Origin of the sequence: Morganella morganii, assembly GCF_019242955.1 — a bacterium.
Classification (GTDB): domain Bacteria; phylum Pseudomonadota; class Gammaproteobacteria; order Enterobacterales; family Enterobacteriaceae; genus Morganella; species Morganella sibonii.
On record NZ_CP066129.1, the window covers coordinates 1,260,162 to 1,279,253 of the forward strand.

Annotated in this window: 18 protein-coding genes and 1 pseudogene; 7 read left to right on the forward strand and 12 right to left on the reverse strand. The window is 49.6% G+C overall.

Going from position 1 to position 19,092, the window contains the following annotated elements; genetic code table 11:
• Positions 1-129: 129 nt before the first annotated feature.
• Positions 130-957: an SDR family oxidoreductase gene (locus tag JC793_RS05765; RefSeq protein ID WP_052926183.1), complete on the forward strand. Its 828-nt coding sequence runs from the start codon at positions 130-132 to the stop codon at positions 955-957.
• Positions 958-960: 3 nt separating this feature from the next.
• Here JC793_RS05765 and JC793_RS05770 read toward each other — a convergent pair whose 3' ends face one another.
• A complete protein-coding gene (locus JC793_RS05770; RefSeq protein ID WP_046893807.1) occupies positions 961-1,581 on the reverse strand; it encodes a glutathione S-transferase family protein in 621 nt (206 codons plus the stop codon).
• Positions 1,582-1,795: 214 nt separating this feature from the next.
• Here JC793_RS05770 and JC793_RS05775 point away from each other — a divergent pair, with 214 nt between their 5' ends.
• The gene (locus JC793_RS05775; RefSeq protein ID WP_004235775.1) at positions 1,796-2,998 is read left to right on the forward strand and encodes a serine hydrolase; all 1,203 of its coding nucleotides are present in this window, start codon (positions 1,796-1,798) and stop codon (positions 2,996-2,998) included.
• A gap of 45 nt (positions 2,999-3,043) precedes the next feature.
• Here the strand turns inward: JC793_RS05775 and JC793_RS05780 are convergent, their stop codons facing one another.
• Complete coding sequence (locus tag JC793_RS05780; protein ID WP_218427784.1) at positions 3,044-3,658, reverse strand: FMN-dependent NADH-azoreductase; 615 nt, start codon at positions 3,656-3,658, stop codon at positions 3,044-3,046.
• A gap of 205 nt (positions 3,659-3,863) precedes the next feature.
• Between JC793_RS05780 and JC793_RS05785 the strand changes: the two genes are divergently transcribed.
• Together JC793_RS05785 and JC793_RS05790 are read left to right on the forward strand one after the other, a co-directional pair.
• Positions 3,864-4,316, forward strand: coding sequence for a GNAT family N-acetyltransferase (locus JC793_RS05785; RefSeq protein ID WP_054425154.1), 453 nt, complete (start codon positions 3,864-3,866; stop codon positions 4,314-4,316).
• 155 nt (positions 4,317-4,471) lie between these two features.
• Complete coding sequence (locus JC793_RS05790; protein ID WP_218427786.1) at positions 4,472-4,993, forward strand: LemA family protein; 522 nt, start codon at positions 4,472-4,474, stop codon at positions 4,991-4,993.
• Between the two features lie 60 nt (positions 4,994-5,053).
• Here JC793_RS05790 and JC793_RS05795 read toward each other — a convergent pair whose 3' ends face one another.
• From JC793_RS05795 to JC793_RS05815, 5 genes are all read right to left on the reverse strand, one after another.
• Positions 5,054-6,421 carry an L-serine ammonia-lyase gene (locus JC793_RS05795; protein WP_107678202.1) on the reverse strand — a complete coding sequence of 456 codons (1,368 nt, stop codon included), beginning with the start codon at positions 6,419-6,421 and terminating at the stop codon, positions 5,054-5,056.
• 129 nt (positions 6,422-6,550) lie between these two features.
• Positions 6,551-7,870: an HAAAP family serine/threonine permease gene (locus tag JC793_RS05800; RefSeq protein ID WP_218427788.1), complete on the reverse strand. Its 1,320-nt coding sequence runs from the start codon at positions 7,868-7,870 to the stop codon at positions 6,551-6,553.
• A gap of 1,010 nt (positions 7,871-8,880) precedes the next feature.
• A complete protein-coding gene (locus JC793_RS05805; RefSeq protein ID WP_218427790.1) occupies positions 8,881-10,200 on the reverse strand; it encodes an HAAAP family serine/threonine permease in 1,320 nt (439 codons plus the stop codon).
• Positions 10,201-11,040: 840 nt separating this feature from the next.
• Complete coding sequence (ybjG, locus tag JC793_RS05810; RefSeq protein ID WP_218427792.1) at positions 11,041-11,649, reverse strand: undecaprenyl-diphosphate phosphatase; 609 nt, start codon at positions 11,647-11,649, stop codon at positions 11,041-11,043.
• A gap of 390 nt (positions 11,650-12,039) precedes the next feature.
• Positions 12,040-12,303 (reverse strand): GrxA family glutaredoxin, encoded by a 264-nt coding sequence (locus JC793_RS05815; protein ID WP_004235784.1) that lies wholly within the window; start codon positions 12,301-12,303, stop codon positions 12,040-12,042.
• A 172-nt stretch (positions 12,304-12,475) separates the two neighbouring features.
• Between JC793_RS05815 and JC793_RS05820 the strand changes: the two genes are divergently transcribed.
• From JC793_RS05820 to rlmC, 3 genes and pseudogenes are all read left to right on the forward strand, one after another.
• Positions 12,476-12,787 (forward strand): YbjC family protein, encoded by a 312-nt coding sequence (locus JC793_RS05820; protein ID WP_052926178.1) that lies wholly within the window; start codon positions 12,476-12,478, stop codon positions 12,785-12,787.
• A 105-nt stretch (positions 12,788-12,892) separates the two neighbouring features.
• A complete protein-coding gene (locus tag JC793_RS05825) occupies positions 12,893-13,381 on the forward strand; it encodes a type III secretion system chaperone family protein (protein ID WP_046893816.1) in 489 nt (162 codons plus the stop codon).
• 36 nt (positions 13,382-13,417) lie between these two features.
• Positions 13,418-14,543 (forward strand): annotated as a pseudogene (rlmC, locus tag JC793_RS05830) (23S rRNA (uracil(747)-C(5))-methyltransferase RlmC).
• 62 nt (positions 14,544-14,605) lie between these two features.
• On the opposite strand, the gene artM reads toward rlmC, so the two are convergent.
• The 5 genes from artM to JC793_RS05855 all read right to left on the reverse strand — a co-directional run bounded on the left by artM (position 14,606) and on the right by JC793_RS05855 (position 19,080).
• The gene (gene artM / locus JC793_RS05835; RefSeq protein ID WP_166708930.1) at positions 14,606-15,274 is read right to left on the reverse strand and encodes an arginine ABC transporter permease ArtM; all 669 of its coding nucleotides are present in this window, start codon (positions 15,272-15,274) and stop codon (positions 14,606-14,608) included.
• Between the two features lie 2 nt (positions 15,275-15,276).
• Positions 15,277-15,981, reverse strand: a complete 705-nt coding sequence (artQ, locus tag JC793_RS05840; protein ID WP_046893818.1) for an arginine ABC transporter permease ArtQ — start codon at positions 15,979-15,981, stop codon at positions 15,277-15,279.
• Positions 15,982-15,996: 15 nt separating this feature from the next.
• Positions 15,997-16,731, reverse strand: a complete 735-nt coding sequence (gene artJ, locus JC793_RS05845; RefSeq protein ID WP_004241743.1) for an arginine ABC transporter substrate-binding protein — start codon at positions 16,729-16,731, stop codon at positions 15,997-15,999.
• Between the two features lie 38 nt (positions 16,732-16,769).
• Positions 16,770-17,498, reverse strand: a complete 729-nt coding sequence (gene artP / locus JC793_RS05850; RefSeq protein WP_052926287.1) for an arginine ABC transporter ATP-binding protein ArtP — start codon at positions 17,496-17,498, stop codon at positions 16,770-16,772.
• A gap of 118 nt (positions 17,499-17,616) precedes the next feature.
• Positions 17,617-19,080 (reverse strand): DUF2867 domain-containing protein, encoded by a 1,464-nt coding sequence (locus JC793_RS05855; protein ID WP_218427793.1) that lies wholly within the window; start codon positions 19,078-19,080, stop codon positions 17,617-17,619.
• Positions 19,081-19,092: the final 12 nt, after the last annotated feature.

Here is a 19,092-nt window from a genome sequence, read left to right on the forward strand (position 1 = left end):
TAAATTGCTTGTCTTTCAACCTATAGAACTCACCCGGACTTTGCAACCCCTTTTTTGCAAAGAAAACAGAAATTAAGATAATTTACTGAAATAAAAAGAAAAATAAGCCACACAGAGAGGTCGATCACGATGAAAACAGTTTCTATCGCGGGGCTGGGCTGGCTGGGAATGCCGCTGGCACTGCATCTTGCGGATATCGGTATCCGCGTTAAGGGCACCAAAACCACGCCGGACGGCACAGAGGCGGCAAGGATGTGCGGTATTGAGTGTTATATGCTGAATCTGACGCCGGAACCAGAGTGTGATGCTGATGATCTGGATGAATTTTTGCAGACAGATATTCTGGTGATCACGCTGCCTGCATCCAGAACCGCGGGCGGCGGTTACCTGTATGTGAAAGCGGTGCAGAACCTGGTGGATCTGGCGGCGGCGCGCGGCGTGTCACGGGTGATTTTTACCGGTTCAACCGCCGTTTACGGTAATCAGACCGGGAAGCTGACGGAGAATTCGCCGGTCGATCCGGTGACAGAATCGGCCAAAGCAATCGCAGAGATTGAACATTGGCTGAATGAGTTGCCGGGCGTGTCAGCGGATATTCTGCGTCTGGCCGGGCTGGTAGGGGAATCCCGTCATGCGGGGCGTTTCCTGGCCGGAAAAACAGCGGTGAAAGGCGCGAATCAGCCGGTTAATCTGGTACATCAGGATGATGTGATTGCGGCAATCCGCCTGCTTATCCAGCGCCCGCACGGCGGCCATCTGTACAACCTGTGTGCGCCGCAGCACCCGTCACGGGCTGAATTTTATCCTGATATGTCCCGTCAGATTAATTTACTGCCGCCGGTCTTCAGAGAAGAAGATATCTCTGAGGGAAAAGAGATTGACGGCAGCCGCATCTGCCGGGAACTGGGGTTTGAGTATCAGTACCCTGATCCCGGCCGGATGCCGATGACGGAGTAAGTATTAACTGACCGGCAGTGCCACGATATCGCGGTACGCCGGACGGGTTTCAATCCGTGCAAACCAGCGCTCAATGTGCGGGAAGTCCGGTCTGTCGTGACACACTTCCCGCCACGGATAGAGCAGCGGTGCCAGTGCCATATCTGCGATACTGAACGTATCACCGGCGATATAATCACGCTGTGCAAGGTCGTCGTTGAGCATGGCAATCAGGTTATTCAGCGACTGTTTCAGTTCCGCAACACGTGCCGGGTCACGCTGCTCTGCCGGGGTTCTGACCAGCAGTCCCATCATCGCTTTGATATACGGGAACAGGCTGCCGTCTGACCAGTACATCCACTGCGCTGCCCGCGCGCGGAATTCCGCATTATGCGGCAGCAGTGTGCCGTCATCATATTTATCCGCCAGATAGCTGAGAATGGCATTGGATTCCCAGAGAATAAACTCACCGTCCTGATACGTCGGGATGGTTTTATTCGGGTTCATGGTGAGGTATTCGGGGGTATCGAGGCCGCCGAACGGCCCGCCCGCATCTTTCTGCTGATAAGTCAGCCCCAGCTCAGTCAGACACCATAAGACTTTCTTGACGTTAGACGAGTTTTTTCTGCCCCAGACGGTTATCATAGTGACTCCTGTTGATAGAAATGCGATGACGTGTGCGTATTGTCGGTTATTTTATGTCATGAAGTGTAAATTTTTACACGAAATGCCCGTAACAGGAAGAATCGCGTTAAAGTGTCATTGGCTTACCATTCATGAAATGAATATAGTATTCATTATCACAGAGTTATCACTCTTATTTTTGTCACGATGTACCGGGTTTAAAGAGGGAAGAGTAATGCAGACAGTAATCAGTTCACGGGTAACCGGTTTAATCGGCGGGCTTGCTTTCGGATTTTTAAGCATCGGCCACGCGTTTGCGGAGGAAACACCGGTTGCACCGCAGGTGGATGCAAAAGCGTATGTGCTGATGGACTACAACAGCGGGAAAATCCTGGCATCCGCCAATGCGGATGAGCGCCTTGACCCGGCGTCACTGACAAAAATTATGAGCAGTTATGTGGTCGGACAGGCCATTAAAGCCGGAAAAGTAACACCGGATGACATCGTGACTGTCGGTATCAATGCCTGGGCCACCGGTAACCCGGTGCTGAAAGGCTCTTCCCTGATGTTCCTCAAGCCCGATGATCGCGTAAAATTAATCGACCTTAACAAAGGGATGGTTATACAGTCCGGCAATGACGCCAGTATTGCGCTGGCGGAATATGTGGCAGGCAGTCAGGAAACGTTTGTTTCCCAGATGAACAGTTACGCCAAACAAATTGGCCTGACAAATACCCATTTTAAAACCGTTCACGGACTGGATTCCGAAGGGCAGTACAGTACCGCCAAAGATATGGCGCTGCTGACCCAGGCGCTGATCACCGATGTGCCGGATGAATATGTAATCCATAAAGAGAAAGAATTTACCTTCAATAAGATCCGCCAGCCGAACCGCAACCGTCTGTTGTGGAGCACCAATCTGAATGTGGACGGTGTAAAAACCGGTCACACCAGCGGAGCGGGGCATAACCTGGTGGCTTCCGCAACCGACGGCCCGATGCGTCTGATTTCTGTGGTGCTCGGCGCACCGAGTGATCGCGTCCGTTTTGCCGAAAGTGAAAAAATCCTCTCCTGGGGCTTCCGTTTCTTTGAAACGGTCGCACCGGTGAAAGCCGATACACCGCTGACCACCGAGCGCGTCTGGTTCGGGGATATCTCAGAAGTGCCGCTGGGTGCGGAAAAAGACATTTATGTCACCATCCCGAAAGGCAAACTCAAAGATCTGAAAGCAACTTTCGAGCTGGACAGCACGACCCTGGAAGCACCGCTGGCAAAAAATCAGGTAGTCGGAAAAATTAACTTTATCCTCGACGACAAAGTGGTTGAACAGCGTCCGCTGGTGGTTCAGCAGCAGGTTGAGGAAGCCGGTTTCTTCGGCCGTATCTGGGATTATATTGTCCGCTTCTTTGCCGGACTGTGGCATTCCGTCTTTGGTTAATCACAACAGCCTGCCGGTTATCTGACCGGCAGGTTTTCCTGCTTATTACTGGTAATTCCGGACAAACTGCGTGATGGTATCACCGGCCGCCGCCTGTTTTTCCGCAACCGCATCCGGTGCCTGTGCCACACCATCAATACCGATCACATCCACATCCTGTATGCCGATAAAATCCAGTATTACTTTCAGATACGGCACTCCGAAATCATTCACGCCATTTTCATAAATACCGCCACTGCTGCTCAGAATGACCGCTTTTTTACCGGTTACCAGCCCGGTTCTGCCCTGCGGGGTATAACTGAAGGTCAGCCCGGCACGGATTAATAAATCAAAATAGTTTTTCAGCTGCCCGGGAATGGTGAAGTTGTACATCGGCGCGGCCATAACGATAACATCGTGTGCTTTTATCTCGGCAATCAGTGCATCAGAAACGGCAATTGCTGCTTTTTGCTCAGTGGTCATTTGTTCCGGTGGTACCGCGTAATAAGCGGAGTAGAGCTGCTCATCCAGGACAGGCAGAGCATCAGCCACCAGATCCCTGACGGTAATATCGTTCTCAGAGAAACGGGTTTTCCATGCATCATAAAAATGGGTGATCAGTTGGCTGGTTTGGGATTGTTGTCCGTTAACAGATGATTTTAACAGCAAAAGGCGGCTCATTGTGGCTCCGATTATGACAGATGCAGACAGGCTGCGGATATACGGAAGCATAAAAGAGAGTGGTGCAGCGGACAATCCGGTGAAGCGCGGGATTTAATCTGAATTAAGGAAGAAAAACACGGAATGCACCATGCGGAGCGGCTATTTTTTATCAGCCCGGTAATACTGTTCAGGCAGATAAAAACCGGTAACAACAGGAGAGGCGATGATTCGTTTATGTCCGGTGAGTAAAGATAACTGGGAAGCCTGTATTGATTTAGAGGTGCGGGAGGATCAGGAAGATTTTGTGGCATCCAATGTGTATTCGCTGGCACAGCTTCAGTTTGTCAATAATTTCAGTGCCGATGTGATTTATGATGATGACGTTATGATTGGCTTTGCCATGTACGGCATTGATGATGATGATGGCATGTTCTGGATCTGGCGCTTTATGCTGGATGCAAAATTTCAGGGAAAAGGGCTGGGAAAAGCAGCATTTACGGCGCTGCTGGAAAAAATTACCGCGATGAATAACACCCGGGAGCAGCCTCTGCCCTGGTTGCGGTTAAGTTATGAGCCGGAGAACGAATACGCGAAACACTTTTATCAGCGTTTTGGCTTTAATGCGGTGCAGATGATGGATTTTGGTGAGGAAATGGCGCAATTACCGCTATCTTAATAAGGTTATTCCCCTTTCAGGCGGTAATTTATCATGCTGTCTGCTGAATTACCCTGTTGAAATCCGTATAAGATCCGATATTACATCCTGATATCGGATTTTTTTATAAAAAAGGACCGGTATTTTTACACACCGGTCAATAAAGGATTAAAGATATGGGGACAATTGTGTTTATCGCGCTGGTCATTGCGGTGGCCGGAATCGTATGGGTCCGGCGGGTATATCTCCGGATTAACGACCTTCAGGCACCACTCACGGAGGCTTATGCGGCGGTTGACGGCATGTTACATCAGCGGGCGGAGAGGATAGGCCAGCTGGTGGATATGACGGAAAAAGCAGGCATTCAGGATGCAACGCTGTTTTATTCCTGGCAGGATGCGTATCCGCGTTATACAGAGGCGGCGACACTGGATGAGAGTGTCAGTGCCGCAAATGATATCAGCAGTGTTTTTTATCATATTATGACGCTGACAGAGACCTTCCCGGTGCTGATTGCAGACCCGCAGTTTGTCCGTATTCAGCTGGCGGTCTGTGATGTGGAGGACGCGCTGAATCCCGGTATCCGGGCATTTAACGAGGCTGTGATTCAGTACAATATTGCGGTTCAGCACTACCCTGACACGCTGGTGGCCGGATTGTTCGGCTTCAGACCCAAAACCCTGCTGCTGATGTCCTGATATGAAAAACCCCCGCAATCTGTATTGCGGGGGTTTTTGCAGTTATGAAACGGAGACTAATCAGTCACACGGGATCACTTTGATTGCCAGACCGCCCTGTGAGGTTTCGCGGTATTTGGCATTCATATCTTTACCGGTTTCATACATGGTTTCGATAACTTTATCGAGGCAAACGCGCGGTTCACTGACACGGCGCAGCGCCATACGGGCGGCGTTGACAGACTGAACAGCAGCAATGGCGTTACGCTCGATGCACGGCACCTGCACCTGCCCGGCAACCGGGTCACATGTCAGGCCGAGGTTATGCTCCATCGCGATTTCCGCTGCGATAAAGACCTGCATCGGGCTGCCGCCCAGCAGTTCGGTCAGACCGGCAGCAGCCATGGAACAGGCGACACCGACTTCACCCTGACAACCCACTTCCGCACCGGAGATAGACGCATTCATTTTGTACAGTGAACCGATCACGCTGGATACCAGGAAATAACGGGTATACGCATTTTCATTCACAGGACGGATGAATTTATCGTAATACGACAGCACCGCAGGGATGATCCCGCAGGCACCGTTGGTCGGTGCGGTAACCACACGGCCGCCGGCGGCGTTTTCTTCGTTAACCGCGAGGGCGAACATATTGATCCAGTCGACAACCTGCATCGGGTCAGTGGAGGTGTTATCACTGGTAACCAGCTGACGGCGCAGTGCCGCGGCACGGCGTGGTACACGCAGCGGCCCCGGCAGCAGACCTTCGGTGTTCACACCGCGCTCAATACCGGCCTTCATCACATCCCAGACTGCCGCGAGGTGAGCGGAAAGCTCTTCTTTACTGCGCAGAGCCAGTTCGTTCTGCATCACCAGCGCTGACAGAGACAGCCCGGTTTCGTTACAGTGTTTTTGCAGATCAGCGGCATACTGATACGGATAAGGCACTTTGGTTTCGCTGTCCGCAGCCTGACCAAAATGCTCCTCATCCACGATAAAGCCGCCGCCGACGGAGTAATAGGTTTTCTTGTACAGTAATTCATCACCGCTGAATGCGCTGATTGACATGCCGTTTTCATGCAGCGGCAGGTTTTCTTTATGGAAATTCATCCCGTTATCGCGCGGGAAATCCACTTCATGGCGTTGGTTTGCCAGCAAAAGGCGTTCACGTTCTTCAACATCCCTGATAAAGCCCGGTATCGCATCAATATCAACAGAATCCGGCAGATTACCCGCAAGACCCATAATGATAGCGATATCTGTTGCGTGACCTTTCCCTGTCAGAGACAGAGAGCCGTACACATCAACCTGAATGCGGGTGGTTTTTTCCAGCAGTCCGGCCGCGATAAGGTCATCAGCGAACTGTTTGCCTGCTTTCATCGGACCGACCGTGTGGGAACTCGACGGACCAATACCAATTTTGAAGATGTCAAATACACTGACCATATTGCTCGCCCCCTATGTTAAGGCGTGGATTAATAGTGTCGTGAAAATTCACGAAGCCGTTACTTTTCAGTTCCGGCTGATTATTGTTGTTGCTGTTGCCCGCCGGAGAGGGCAACAGTCATTTATTTTTTAACCAAAAAACAGCTGATACAGATTGTAGAACACCGCTGAAATTGCAATGAGACCCATCACAACCACAAACAGATTACTCAGGTGACCGGCATATTTACGCATCGCAGGCACCTTGCGGATAGCGTACATCGGCATGATAAACAGCAGCATAGCGATGATCGGGCCGCCCAGGGTTTCAATCATTCCCAGAATGCTCGGGTCTAATGTGGCAACAATCCAGGTGGTTACCAGCATAAACAGTGCAGTCAGTTTATTCAGTTTAGACGGCGCAATGCTTTTACCTTTGGCGCGTAATGCTTTGTTAACCAGACCGTTAAAACCTTCACGGGCACCGAGGTAGTGACCCAGGAATGATTTGGTGATAGCAATAAACGCGATGAATGGTGCGATATAGGCGATCATCGGGTTTTGGAAGTGGTTTGCCAGGTAAGACAGAATGGAGATGTTCTGATCTTTTGCTTCCTGCAGATTCTGCGGGGAGAGGCTCAGCACACAGCTGAACACAAAGAACATCACGGTCAGTACCATCATAATGTGAGCGTATGCCAGAATGCGGGAGCATTTTTTCTCCGCATTCTCACCGTACTCTTCACGCTTGGCGACAGCAAAGGCGGAGATAATCGGGGAATGGTTAAAGGAGAACACCATCACCGGAATCGCCAGCCACAGCGTTATCAGCAGACCGTGACCGGTTACACTGACCGTATTGCTGTCGAAAGTGAGAGTTTTGAAGACATCAGTGCTCCAGTGCGGGATCAGATACAGCGCCAGCACCATCAGAACCGCCACAAACGGGAATACCAGCACGCTCATTGCTTTGACAATCGCGGCTTCACCGAAGCGGATAATACACATAATCCCGATAATCAGTACCAGTGACAGAATAATGCGCGGCGGAGCCGTCATATGCATCTGGTGAATGATAAAGCTTTCCACGGTGTTGGTGATAGCCACACTGTAGACCAGCAGGATCGGATAGATAGCGAAGAAATAGAGCAGGGTGATAAGGCCGCCGGCTTTGGCACCGAAATGCTCTTCAACCACTTCAGTAATATCTTCGCCCGGATTTTTACCGGACAGCACGAAGCGGCACATACCGCGGTGTGCAAAAAAGGTCATCGGGAAGGCCAGCACGGCCATGATGATAAGCGGGATCAGCCCGCCGATACCGGCGTTAATCGGCAGAAACAGTACGCCCGCACCGATAGCTGTTCCGTACAGTCCGAGCATCCAGACGGTATCGGATTTACGCCATTTGCGATAATCATTGCTGGTGTCAGTCTTGCTGACCACAACCTGCGGTTGTGTTGTATCCATAGAAGTCTCCAAAATGTACAACAATAACAACAATTAAAATTTTGCACGCTGACCTGTGCATTTATTCGTCTCTGAAATAGGGTCTATGTACGTAACCAGATAAAAAATAAGTAAAGCTAAAAAGTCACCTGTAATTGCTTACCGGTAAAAATAATAAACAGCAGCGACCTGATATCTGTAATGGATAAATAAAGGTCTCTGCATTAATTCATATTCAAAAGTACCTGAAATTGATAACTCTCTTTCTGATGGTGAAAATATACTGTTTTTCAGTGGAAAACACCGTGATCGTAGTCTCAAATGCTATAAATCTCAGTAAAATAGGCTCTGTTGCAAGATTTGATAAAATTGTTAATCCGTGTTTACGGAATAGAGTATGCCGAAACGGCATATGAAATGACCTGTTTCGTAATAATGTCATTTTTGCCTGTATTCTATTTAATTAAATTAATTTATTCATATATTAATAAATATATCACCTGCACACTATCTCATTATTTTAAAATAGTAAAAAGCATATTTTCACAGGATAAAAACCACTTAACTACTAGGGTTTTTGTTTTTATCTTTTTGTTTTTTATGATGAAAATGTTCACTAATTTAGTCTGTGATAATACTGGCCGTGTGCAGGTGAGCGGACAGTATAAAATATGGCATTATATAATGATGGCCGGGGATATCCCGGATGATTAAAATAATTATTTTAATCACGAATTAAGTAACCAGAGTGATACAGGTGTCAGACAGAACAGAAATGTTAAATAAATAGCAGAATAATATTCTGTGAACAAAAATAATACTGTCGGCAGTGAAAAATGTGGTTTAAAAAAGATCAGCAGCAGCGGGAGCAATTAAACGCGGATAAAAAAATACCGGCGTGCGGGCCGGTATTCTCTGACTCATACTTCATGATGTTGGTTTGCCTGCTTTCATCAGACCAACCGTAAGGGAACCCGGCTGATGATTGTTACTGCTGTTACCCGCCGGAGGGGGCAACAGTCATGTATTTATTAACCAAAAAACAGCTGATACAGATTGTAGAACACCGCAGAAATGGCGATAAGACCGATGACAACCACAAACAGATTACTCAGGTGACCGGCATATTTACGCATCGCAGGCACTTTGCGGATAGCGTACATCGGCATGATAAACAGCAGCATAGCGATGATCGGACCGCCCAGGGTTTCAATCATTCCCAGAATGCTCGGGTCCAGTGTGGCAACAATCCAGGAGGTTACCAGCATAAACAGGGCAGTCAGTTTATTCAGCTTAGACGGTGCAATACTTTTGCCTCTGGCACGTAATGCTTTGTTGACCAGACCGTTAAAGCCTTCACGGGCACCCATGTAGTGTCCCAGGAATGCGTTGGTGATAGCAATAAACGCGACTAATGGTGCGATATACGCAATCATCGGATTATGGAAGTAGTTCGCCAGGTAGGACAGAATGGAGATATTCTGATCTTTTGCTTCCTGTAAATTGACTGGTGACAGGCTCAGTACACAACTGAACACAAAGAACATCACGGTCAGTACCATCATAATGTGGGCGCATGCCAGAATACGCGAGCATTTTTTCTCCGCATTTTCGCCGTATTCCTGACGTTTCGCGACACTGAATGCTGAAATAATCGGGGAATGGTTAAACGAGAATACCATCACCGGAATCGCCAGCCACAGCGTTACCATCAGACCACGACCGGTGTCACCTGCAGAGTGACTGCTGAAAGATAGCGTATCAAATATCGCCGTATTCCAGTGCGGGATCAGATACAGTGCCAATACCATCAGAACGGCCACAAACGGGAATACCAGCACGCTCATTGCTTTGACAATCGCGGCTTCACCGAAGCGGATAATACACATAATCCCGATAATCAGTACCAGTGACAGAATAATGCGCGGCGGAGCTGTCATATGCATCTGGTTAACGATAAAGCTTTCCACGGTGTTGGTGATAGCCACACTGTAAACCAGCAGGATCGGGTAAATCGCAAAGAAATAGAGCAGGGTGATCAGGTTCCCTGCTTTGGCACCGAAATGTTCTTCAACCACTTCGGTAATATCTTCACCCGGATTTTTACCGGACAATATAAAGCGGCACATGCCACGGTGCGCGAAAAAGGTCATCGGGAAGGCCAGCAGGGCCATAATGATCAGCGGGAGCAGCCCGCCGATACCGGCATTAATCGGCAGAAACAGGATACCGGCACCAATGGCCGTACCGTACAGTCCGAGCATCCAGACGGTATCGGATTTACGCCATTTGCGGTAATCATTACGGGTATCAGTCTGACTGACCACGACCTGTGGTTGTGTTGTTTCCATAGATGTCTCCAAAATTTGCAACAATAACAGCGAAAAAATGCACGGTGAGCTGTGCACAAAATGTGTTTCTGAAGCAGGGTCTATGTACGCAACCGGATAAAAATAAATAAAACGGGAAAATTACCGGTAATTGCTTGCCGGTAAAAATAATAAACAGCAGAGGCCTGATATCTGCAACGGATAAATAAAAGCCTCTGCATTAATTCATATTCAAAAGAATCTGAGATTGGTGACTGTCTTTTTGTAGTGAAAATGTACTATTTATTAGTGAAAAACACTGTGATCTTCATCTCATTTGCTATAAATAACATTAAAACTGGTCGTGTTGCAACATTTAATAATGTTGTTAATCCGTTTTTGCAGAATGGGGCATGCCGAAACGGCATAGGAGGTCAGATATTTTGCAATAATGCCATTTTTATCTGTTTTTTATTTAAACAAATTTATTGGTTCAGGTGTTAATTAGTATATGCGCTGAACAATATCGTATTATTACAAAATAAGGATAAGCGGGATTATTACCGGATGAGAATTATTTGAAAATCTTGTTATTTGTTGTTTTTAAACAAAAATTAATCTGTCATTGAGTTTGTTTTGATTCGGGAAGTATGCAGGGAACCAGGTAGTGTAAAACAGAGGATGATATAATAGACACATTGTATATCCCGGATAATTAAAATAATTATTTGAATCGCGAATTAAGTGGCCGGGTGATACTGATGCCAGACTGAACTGAAATGTTAAATAAATGGCAGGGTAATATTCTGTGAACAAAAATAATACTGTCAGCAATCTCATACCGGCACACCGGCCGGTATTATCGGATTTATGTTTATACCGTTATTCCTGCACCCAGCCTTTACGGATAGGCATAGCAAAACAGAGGCGGTAGAGCGTTTGCAACCGGTTTTGCAGTGCCGGGCCGAACAGACTCCAGAGCAGCTCTGTCAGCGCACAGGCAATCAGCACGGTGATAAAGGCACCCAGCATATCCACCGGCCAGTGAACGCCGAGGAAAACCCGCGACCAGACGATAATCAGTGCCGGGATCATCAGCAGCAATCCTGCGCGGACATTACACCAGAACAGGCAGCCCAGCGCGAAGGTAAATACAATAATACCGTGATTGCTCGGGAACGAGGCGGTTGGTGCGTGTTCCAGAAAACTGTGTCCGAACGGTTCGGCAAACGGGCGGGCGTGCGGCCAGAGTGTGCCGATAATCCAGGAGGCGGCGAAGCCAATCAGCAGGGCAATGGCACTTTTGGAGACTGCACGGCGCTGGCGGACCATATTCTCCGGTGTTCCCCGCAACCAGAGTCCTGCGGCAACGACCGGAAACAGCAGAACCAGATATTTTGCCGCGAAAGTGGCTGCAATTATCATGGCATGAGATGTTTCCGGCGTGGCATTGATCAGGAGAAAAAGCGAATGATTCAGATTTTCCAGCACATCGGACTCCTTAAAAACACACCTGTGTATATCCGGCAATAAAATGACGGGTCAGGGTAGCCGTCTTGTGCATCAAGGTAAAGTAAAAATATCTTGGTTAATCGTGCTATTACGTAACATTGCAAAAAATTGACAAAATCTGAAGCAATAACAGGCGGGATAAACAGCAGGCAATAAAAAACCCGATAGTTAAAACCAAATTGGTGACTATCGGGCTTCCTCAATCTTGGGGATATTCAAAGAAAAGCAGTGGCACTTATTCAGACTGCGTCCCGGCAGGAAAGTTCGGAAAAAGATTCAAAAAAATGAAAATAATTTTTTGATGTTGAAAATCAGCAGGATAGAAGAAGAAAAACAAGCCGTTTCCCGGGCGGGAAACGGCAGTATAGCTTAGCTGAACAGGCCGAGATTGGCTTTTGCGTAAGCTTCGAAATCAGTGCAGCCGCCGATGTGCTTTTCATCGATAAAAATCTGAGGAACAGTTTCGACCGGTTTACCGACAGTGACAGATAAATCTTCTTTGCTGATACCTTCAGCGTGAATATCAATATAGCGGTAATCGAAGTCATCACGTTCATTTTTCAGTTTTTCTGCGAGTTCTTTCGCACGAACGCAATAAGGGCAACCCGGACGGCCAAAAATAACGGTATACATGAAAAGCTCCTTCATTCATCAGTAACACCGGAAGTGGTGCTTTAATGAGATAAATTATGCCTGTATCATAGCGGTTAGGAAAGAATGTTGTGACGATTTGTGCGGTAGTCCGCATCAATGGTTCAGAGAGTATCCGCAGTGCGGAAAGCAAAGCACAATCGCAGAGGATAAAATGACAAATAAACAGCCGCGACAAATGCGTTCATTAGGAGACATGCCGCGCCCGGTGATTATCTGTGAAGTTATCGGTGTGATATTACTGCTGCTGGTTTATCTGGCAGTGAATGATTTTATCGCGCTGCCGGGGTTTATGAGCAGTAAAAATGCACTGATGATAATGGCGTTTGCCGGCCTGGGGTGTCTGGTACCGGCGGCAATCAATATTGTCTGGCGGGCAATCAGCGCGATGCCGTCCGTCGGGATTGACAGCAAAAGCGGGGCCGCTAAAAAGACCCGGCAGAATAAAAATGAAAAAAAGCAATAAAACGTTATTCCCCTTCACGTTTTTCAGCTAAGATCCGTTATTGGTCTGCGGGTGACATTTTTCCCCGCTGTACTTTTGTTTTTCCGGTTAAAAGGCTTCAGGTTCATGATCATTCCCGATCTCACGATATTACGCACATGGCTGGATCAGCTGCAACTCTCCTGTTTTGAGTGTGATTCCTGCCAGGCACTGCATCTGCCGCATATGCAAAATGTGGACGGTGTGTTTGATGCCAAAATTGATATCCTTGACGATATGCTGGTGTTCTCGGCGCTGGCGGAAGTCCGCCCGACCGCGATTGTCCCGCTGATTGCCAACCTGAGCCAGATCAACGCCAGTTCGCTGCTGGTCAAAACGTTTATGGATATTCAGGATTCCACCATGCCGAAACTGGTGGTCTGTTACTCGCTGCCGCTCAGTGCCGGGCTGACATTTGAGCAGTTCTCTCTCTCCCTGCAACTGATGGAAGAACAGGTTGGTGCGGTGGTATTTGAGCTGTTCAGTAACAATATGCTGTTTGATCCGAATGATGCGGAGCCGGAAGATGAAGAAAGTTTCCGCGCTGATTCCGTTCCTTCTCCGGTGATCCACTGATTATCCGTACCACTTTCGATATCCGGGACACCTGTCATGCATTGCCCCCAGTATTCATCCGGCCGCTGCCGTTCCTGTCAGTGGCTTGAAAAACCCTATATCCAGCAGATTGATGATAAAGAGCAGGATCTCCGTGCTCTGTTATCTCCGTTCGCGGTACAAACGTGGCTGCCGCCGGTCCTCAGTGCGGAAACTGCGTTCAGAAATAAAGCGAAGATGGTGGTCAGCGGCAGTGTTGAGCGCCCGGTGTTCGGGATTGTCACGGATAACGAACCGGTGGATTTATCAGACTGCCCGCTTTATCCGCCGCATTTTGCACCGGTATTTGCTGCGCTGAAACCCTTTATCGCCCGCGCCGGACTCACGCCCTACAATGTGGAACGCCGCCGCGGTGAGCTGAAATTTCTGCTGCTGACCGAAAGCCGTGCCACCGGTAAAATGATGCTGCGTTTTGTGCTGCGCTCAGAGAAAAAAGTGGCGCAGTTACAGGCCGCACTGCCGTTTCTGCAGGCACAATTACCGCAGTTATCGGTGATTTCCGCTAATATCCAGCCGGTCGCAATGGCGATTCTGGAAGGGGAGCAGGAAATTATCTTTACCCCGGATGAGGTACTGGAAGAAACCTTCAACGGTATTCCGCTCTATATCCGTCCGCACAGTTTTTTCCAGACCAATCCGGATGTTGCCGCACAGCTGTATCATACTGCCGGGCAATGGGTGCGTGAGCGGGGTATCACCCGCTTATGGGATCTGTTTTGCGGCGCGGGGGGGATTCGGTCTGCACTGTGCGGATAAATCCACCCAACTGACCGGGATTGAAATCAGTCCGGAGGCCATCGCCTGCGCCACCCGTTCAGCGGAAAAAATGGGGCTGGAGAATGTCACGTTTCAGGCACTGGATTCCGCGCAGTTTGCTCTCGCTAAATCTGCCGTGCCGGAACTGGTACTGGTTAATCCGCCGCGCAGAGGGATCGGGAAAGCCCTGTGTGATTACCTGAACACCATGGCGCCGGACACGATTATCTATTCCAGCTGTAATGCACAGAGTCTGGCACAGGACCTGGCGCATCTCACACAGTATCAGCCGCAGCGCGTGCAGTTATTTGATATGTTCCCGCATACCGCACATTATGAAGTGCTGGTACTGCTGACCAGAAAATAAATCGCCGGAATAAAAAAAACGGGGCTGCGTTCAGACGTCAGCCCCGTTTTTTTATGAGCGGATCAGTTGCGGTGTTCGAATGCCAGCGCCCGGCGTTCAATCAGACGCATCGCCAGCGTCAGCAGGCTGTTGACAACCAGATAGATAATCCCGGCGGCAATAAAGACATTCAGGTCATAATCCTGACCAAACAGGCGGCGGCTGTAACCCATCACTTCAAGTAATGAAATCGTCGTGGCCAGAGAGGTACTTTTGAAGATCAGCACCACTTCGTTGGAATAGGATGATAATGCACGTTTAAAGGCATACGGCAGGATAATCCGCATCGTCTGTTTCTGTGACATCCCCAGCGCCTGGCAGGATTGCCACTGACCCTGAGGGATCGCTTTCACCGCACCGTAGAACAACAGCGTTGAATAGGCGGCACTGTTCAGCGCCAGAGTCACCATAGCGCAGAGCCACGGGGATGACATCAGTTCCCACAGATGCGGATACGCTTTTAATCCCTCAAACTGCGCCGGTCCGAAATAAATCAGGAAAAACTGGACCAGCAGCGGTGTCCCGGTAAACAGGGTGATATACCCTTTGACCAGCTGAGTCAGAATCCGGGGTTTGAGAGAGAGTATCAGTGTAAACAGTACTGACAGCAGAAACGCCGTAACCAGGGCGGCAAAGGTCAGTGACAGACTGACCGGCAGGCCCGGTAATACAGCAATAATATAATCAAATATGCTCACTGGCCGCTCCGTTCAAAACGTGTGGTACGTAATTCGATACGTTTGAGGATGTACTGACTGACCAGCGTAATGGCGAGATAGATAAGCGCCACGATGCTGTACCAGGTGAAAGGCTCTTCAGTACGGCGGGCAATGCTTTGTGTCTGCAGCATCAGTTCATTAATACCAATCAGATACACCAGCGCGGTATCTTTCAGCAGAACCAGCCACTGGTTACCCAGGCCCGGCAGAGCATGACGCCACATCTGCGGCATGATAAAGCGGAGGAAAATAGTGGTACGGCTCAGTCCTAGTGCCTGACCGGCTTCGCGCTGACCGTCCGGGACGGCTTTCAGCGCACCGCGCAGGGTCTGTGACGCATAGGCGGCATAGAGCAGGGAAAGGGCGGTGATACCGCTGAAGATCGGCACATACGGGCCGTTATCGATCTCAAGCGTCAGGGTAAAGAAGCCCAGATCGATACCGTCACTCAGCCGGATAATTACTTCCTGAGTACCGTAATACACAAACAGAACCACCAGCAGCTCAGGTAAACCACGGATGAGTGTGACCAGACAGGTTCCGGCAAAGGCGACAGGTTTCCAGCGTACGTTTTCCCAGAGGGTAAACAGCATCGCGAGCACAAGACCAATCAGGAGTGCAGAAACAGCAAGGCCGACGGTTACCCCGGCGGCACTTGTTAAAGAAAGAAAATCGTTCATTAATTTTTTATGTTATTACTCAAACCATTTCTTATAGAGGGTATCGTAAGTACCGTCCGCTTTGACCTCACCAAGCGCCTTGTTGAGTTTGTCTTTCAGCTCACTGTTGCCCTTACGGACCGCAATAGCCAGGCCGGTGCCGAAATATTCCGGATCGGTGACACGCTCACCCACGGTTTTCAGATTGTCATTGCTCTTCAGCCATTCATTGATAACAGCTGTGTCACCGAAGACAGCGTCAATACGTCCGCCTTTCAGATCCAGTACCGCATTCTGGTAGCTTTCATAAGGAACAATTTTCATGTCCTTAAACTGTTCCATCAGGTATTTCTGATGCGTAGTACCGTTCTGGATGCCAATCTGTTTCCCTTTGAGGCTGTCAATGCTATCAAATTTGCCCGCGACTGCAACGAAAACAGCAGAGTTATCATAATAAGTATTGGTGAAATCAACCTGCTTCTGACGCTCCGGTGTTACGTCGATACCGGCCATCAGCGCATCAAAACGCTTGTATTTCAGGCTCGGGATCAGGCTGTCAAAGGCCTGGTTGGTAAAGGTACATTCCGCGTCGATTTTGGCACACATCGCCTGAGCCAGATCCACATCAAAACCGACGATTTCGTTTTTCTCATTCACGGTTTCAAAAGGGGCATAACTCGCTTCTGTCGCGAAACGGATTTTTTCTTTTTCTGCCGCCGCTGCGGAGAAAGCAAACGCGCCGATTAATGCGGCAATAACCAGTTTTTTCATAGCAACATCCTATTTTAGTGTTCAGTGGCAGAAAATAATCAGTGTGACAGATAACCGGCAAATGCCTCTGTCTGCGGCGTGGTAAAGCATTGCGCGCCGCCCTGTTCAACGATACGGCCGTTTTCCATATACACCACTTTACTGGCGGTTTTACGGGCGATATCCACTTCGTGAGTCACAATCACCTGGGTAATCCCGGTCTGCGACAGTTCTTTAATAATATCGACGACCTGAGAGGTAATCTCCGGGTCCAGTGCTGCGGTCGGTTCATCGAATAACAGCACCTGCGGTTCCATCATCAGGGCGCGGGCAATCGCCACACGCTGCTGCTGTCCGCCGGATAAATGCAGCGGGAAGCGGTTTGCAAAGTCAGTCAGACGCAGACGTGCCAGCAGCTTTTCCGCTTTTGCCTGAGCGGCTTCTCTGGTCAGACCCAGTACCCGGACCGGCGCTTCCGTCAGGTTATCCATGACGGTCAGATGCGGCCACAGGTTATACTGCTGGAATACCATCCCGACATTCTGACGCAGCGCACGGATCTCACCGGCAGACGGCGTGGTGGCAAAATTAAAATGGTGATCCGCAATGGTCAGTTCACCGGAACGCGGCATTTCAAGCAGATTCAGTGCCCGCAGCAGCGAACTTTTACCGGCACCGCTCGGCCCGAGCAGTACCATGGTTTCACCTGCACCACATTCCAGGTTGATATCAAACAGCGCCTGATGCTGTCCGTAAAAGCAATTGATGTTTTTTAATTGAATACTCATGCTGTAATTCTGCATACTCAGTGACGTTGAGTGAATATTAACGCCGTAAGAATAAATATGCAATTATTTCTGCATAAAAAACTACTAAAAAAGCAAACTAATAACTTTTACTGAGTGATTATGTCTTCTCTGATGCTGAGAGGGCGTATGCTGCCGCCCGTTTGACGATAGTTTTCGCCATGCCTTTAAAGATGAATAAATGAGCGGGCATCATAGCGAACCAGTAGAGCAGCCCGCTGAATCCTGCAGGATGCCACCAGGCGCGGACATCCAGCGTCCGCTGATGGCCGTGGTCGCGGATGGTAAACGTCAGCCGTCCCAGTCCCGGAGCTTTCATGCCGAACAGGAGAGAGAGTTGCTGCCGGGGTTTAACGGTGATCACTTTCCAGCCGTCGATTTTATCCCCGGGTTCGAGGGTATCGCGATCCGGGCGGCCGTAAGTGATTTTATTGCCGCACAGGTCATCCAGCCGTGCGCGGACAGACCACAGAATATTGGCGTAGAAATAACCGTCTTTACCGCCGATTTGCTGCACGACATGCCACAGCGCATCAGCGGAGGCGGAGGTGTTCAGGGTAAAACCGGCCTGTTTGGGATAGAAGCCGAAACCCGGCCGCCAGCGGGCGCGGACTTCGGGGTCATAACCCCAGTCCTCATTATCCACGGCATCCGCTTCATCCTTCAGGGTCTTGCGTACGGCATCATCAAAACTGAGCAGCGTCTGCGGGATCAGTGCCTGAAGCGGCTTTCCGTCGCCCGGCAGATCATATTTCAGCCCCATAATCAGCTCTTTGGCGATGCCTTCCGGCACCGTGGTGATAAGCCGCAGAAAGTGAACTGAAATCAGCCGCAGCGGAATAGGCAGCGGGATCATCAGCCGTTTTTTACCGCTGATGGTAATAAAATGCCGGAACATCTCCAGATAGCTGAGGTAATCCGGCCCTGTGGCATCAAAGCGGCGGTTGCCGTCAGCAGGATGCGCGAGCAGACCGGTCAGATAATTCAGCAGGTTTTCCAGCGCCACCGGCGAGGATTTTGAGCGCGCCCAGCGCGGCGGGGTGAGGATGGGCAGGTTGTACACCATGTCCCGCATGATTTCAAAAGCTGCCGAGCCGGGACCGACAATAATTGCCGCGCGGATCTCGGTGACCGGCACACGGCTGTCCGCAAGAATTTCGCCGGTCAGCCTGCGGGCGGCGAGATGCGGGGAGTCGCTGTCTCTGTGCTGCATCGCGCTCAGGTAAATCACTTCCCGTACAGCAGAGTTATTCAGCACCGCCTGCACGTTTTCCGCTGCCAGACGCTCGCGCGCCAGTAAGTCCGCCTCATCCGTCATGCTGTGGACGAGGTAGTACACCACATCGATATCCTGAAAAAGGGTTTCCAGGGTGGATTTATCATACAGATCCGCATAGCAGCAGCGGGTATTTTCCCAGCCCTGTGCCTGCATCCACTCCACCCGGCGGGCGGCGGCGGTGACCTGATGACCGGCGGCGATCAGTTGCGGGATAAGATTCTGTCCGACATAACCGCTGGCGCCCAGTACTAAAATCCGCTGAGGCAAAATCCGTTGTTGTGGCATACATTTTCACTC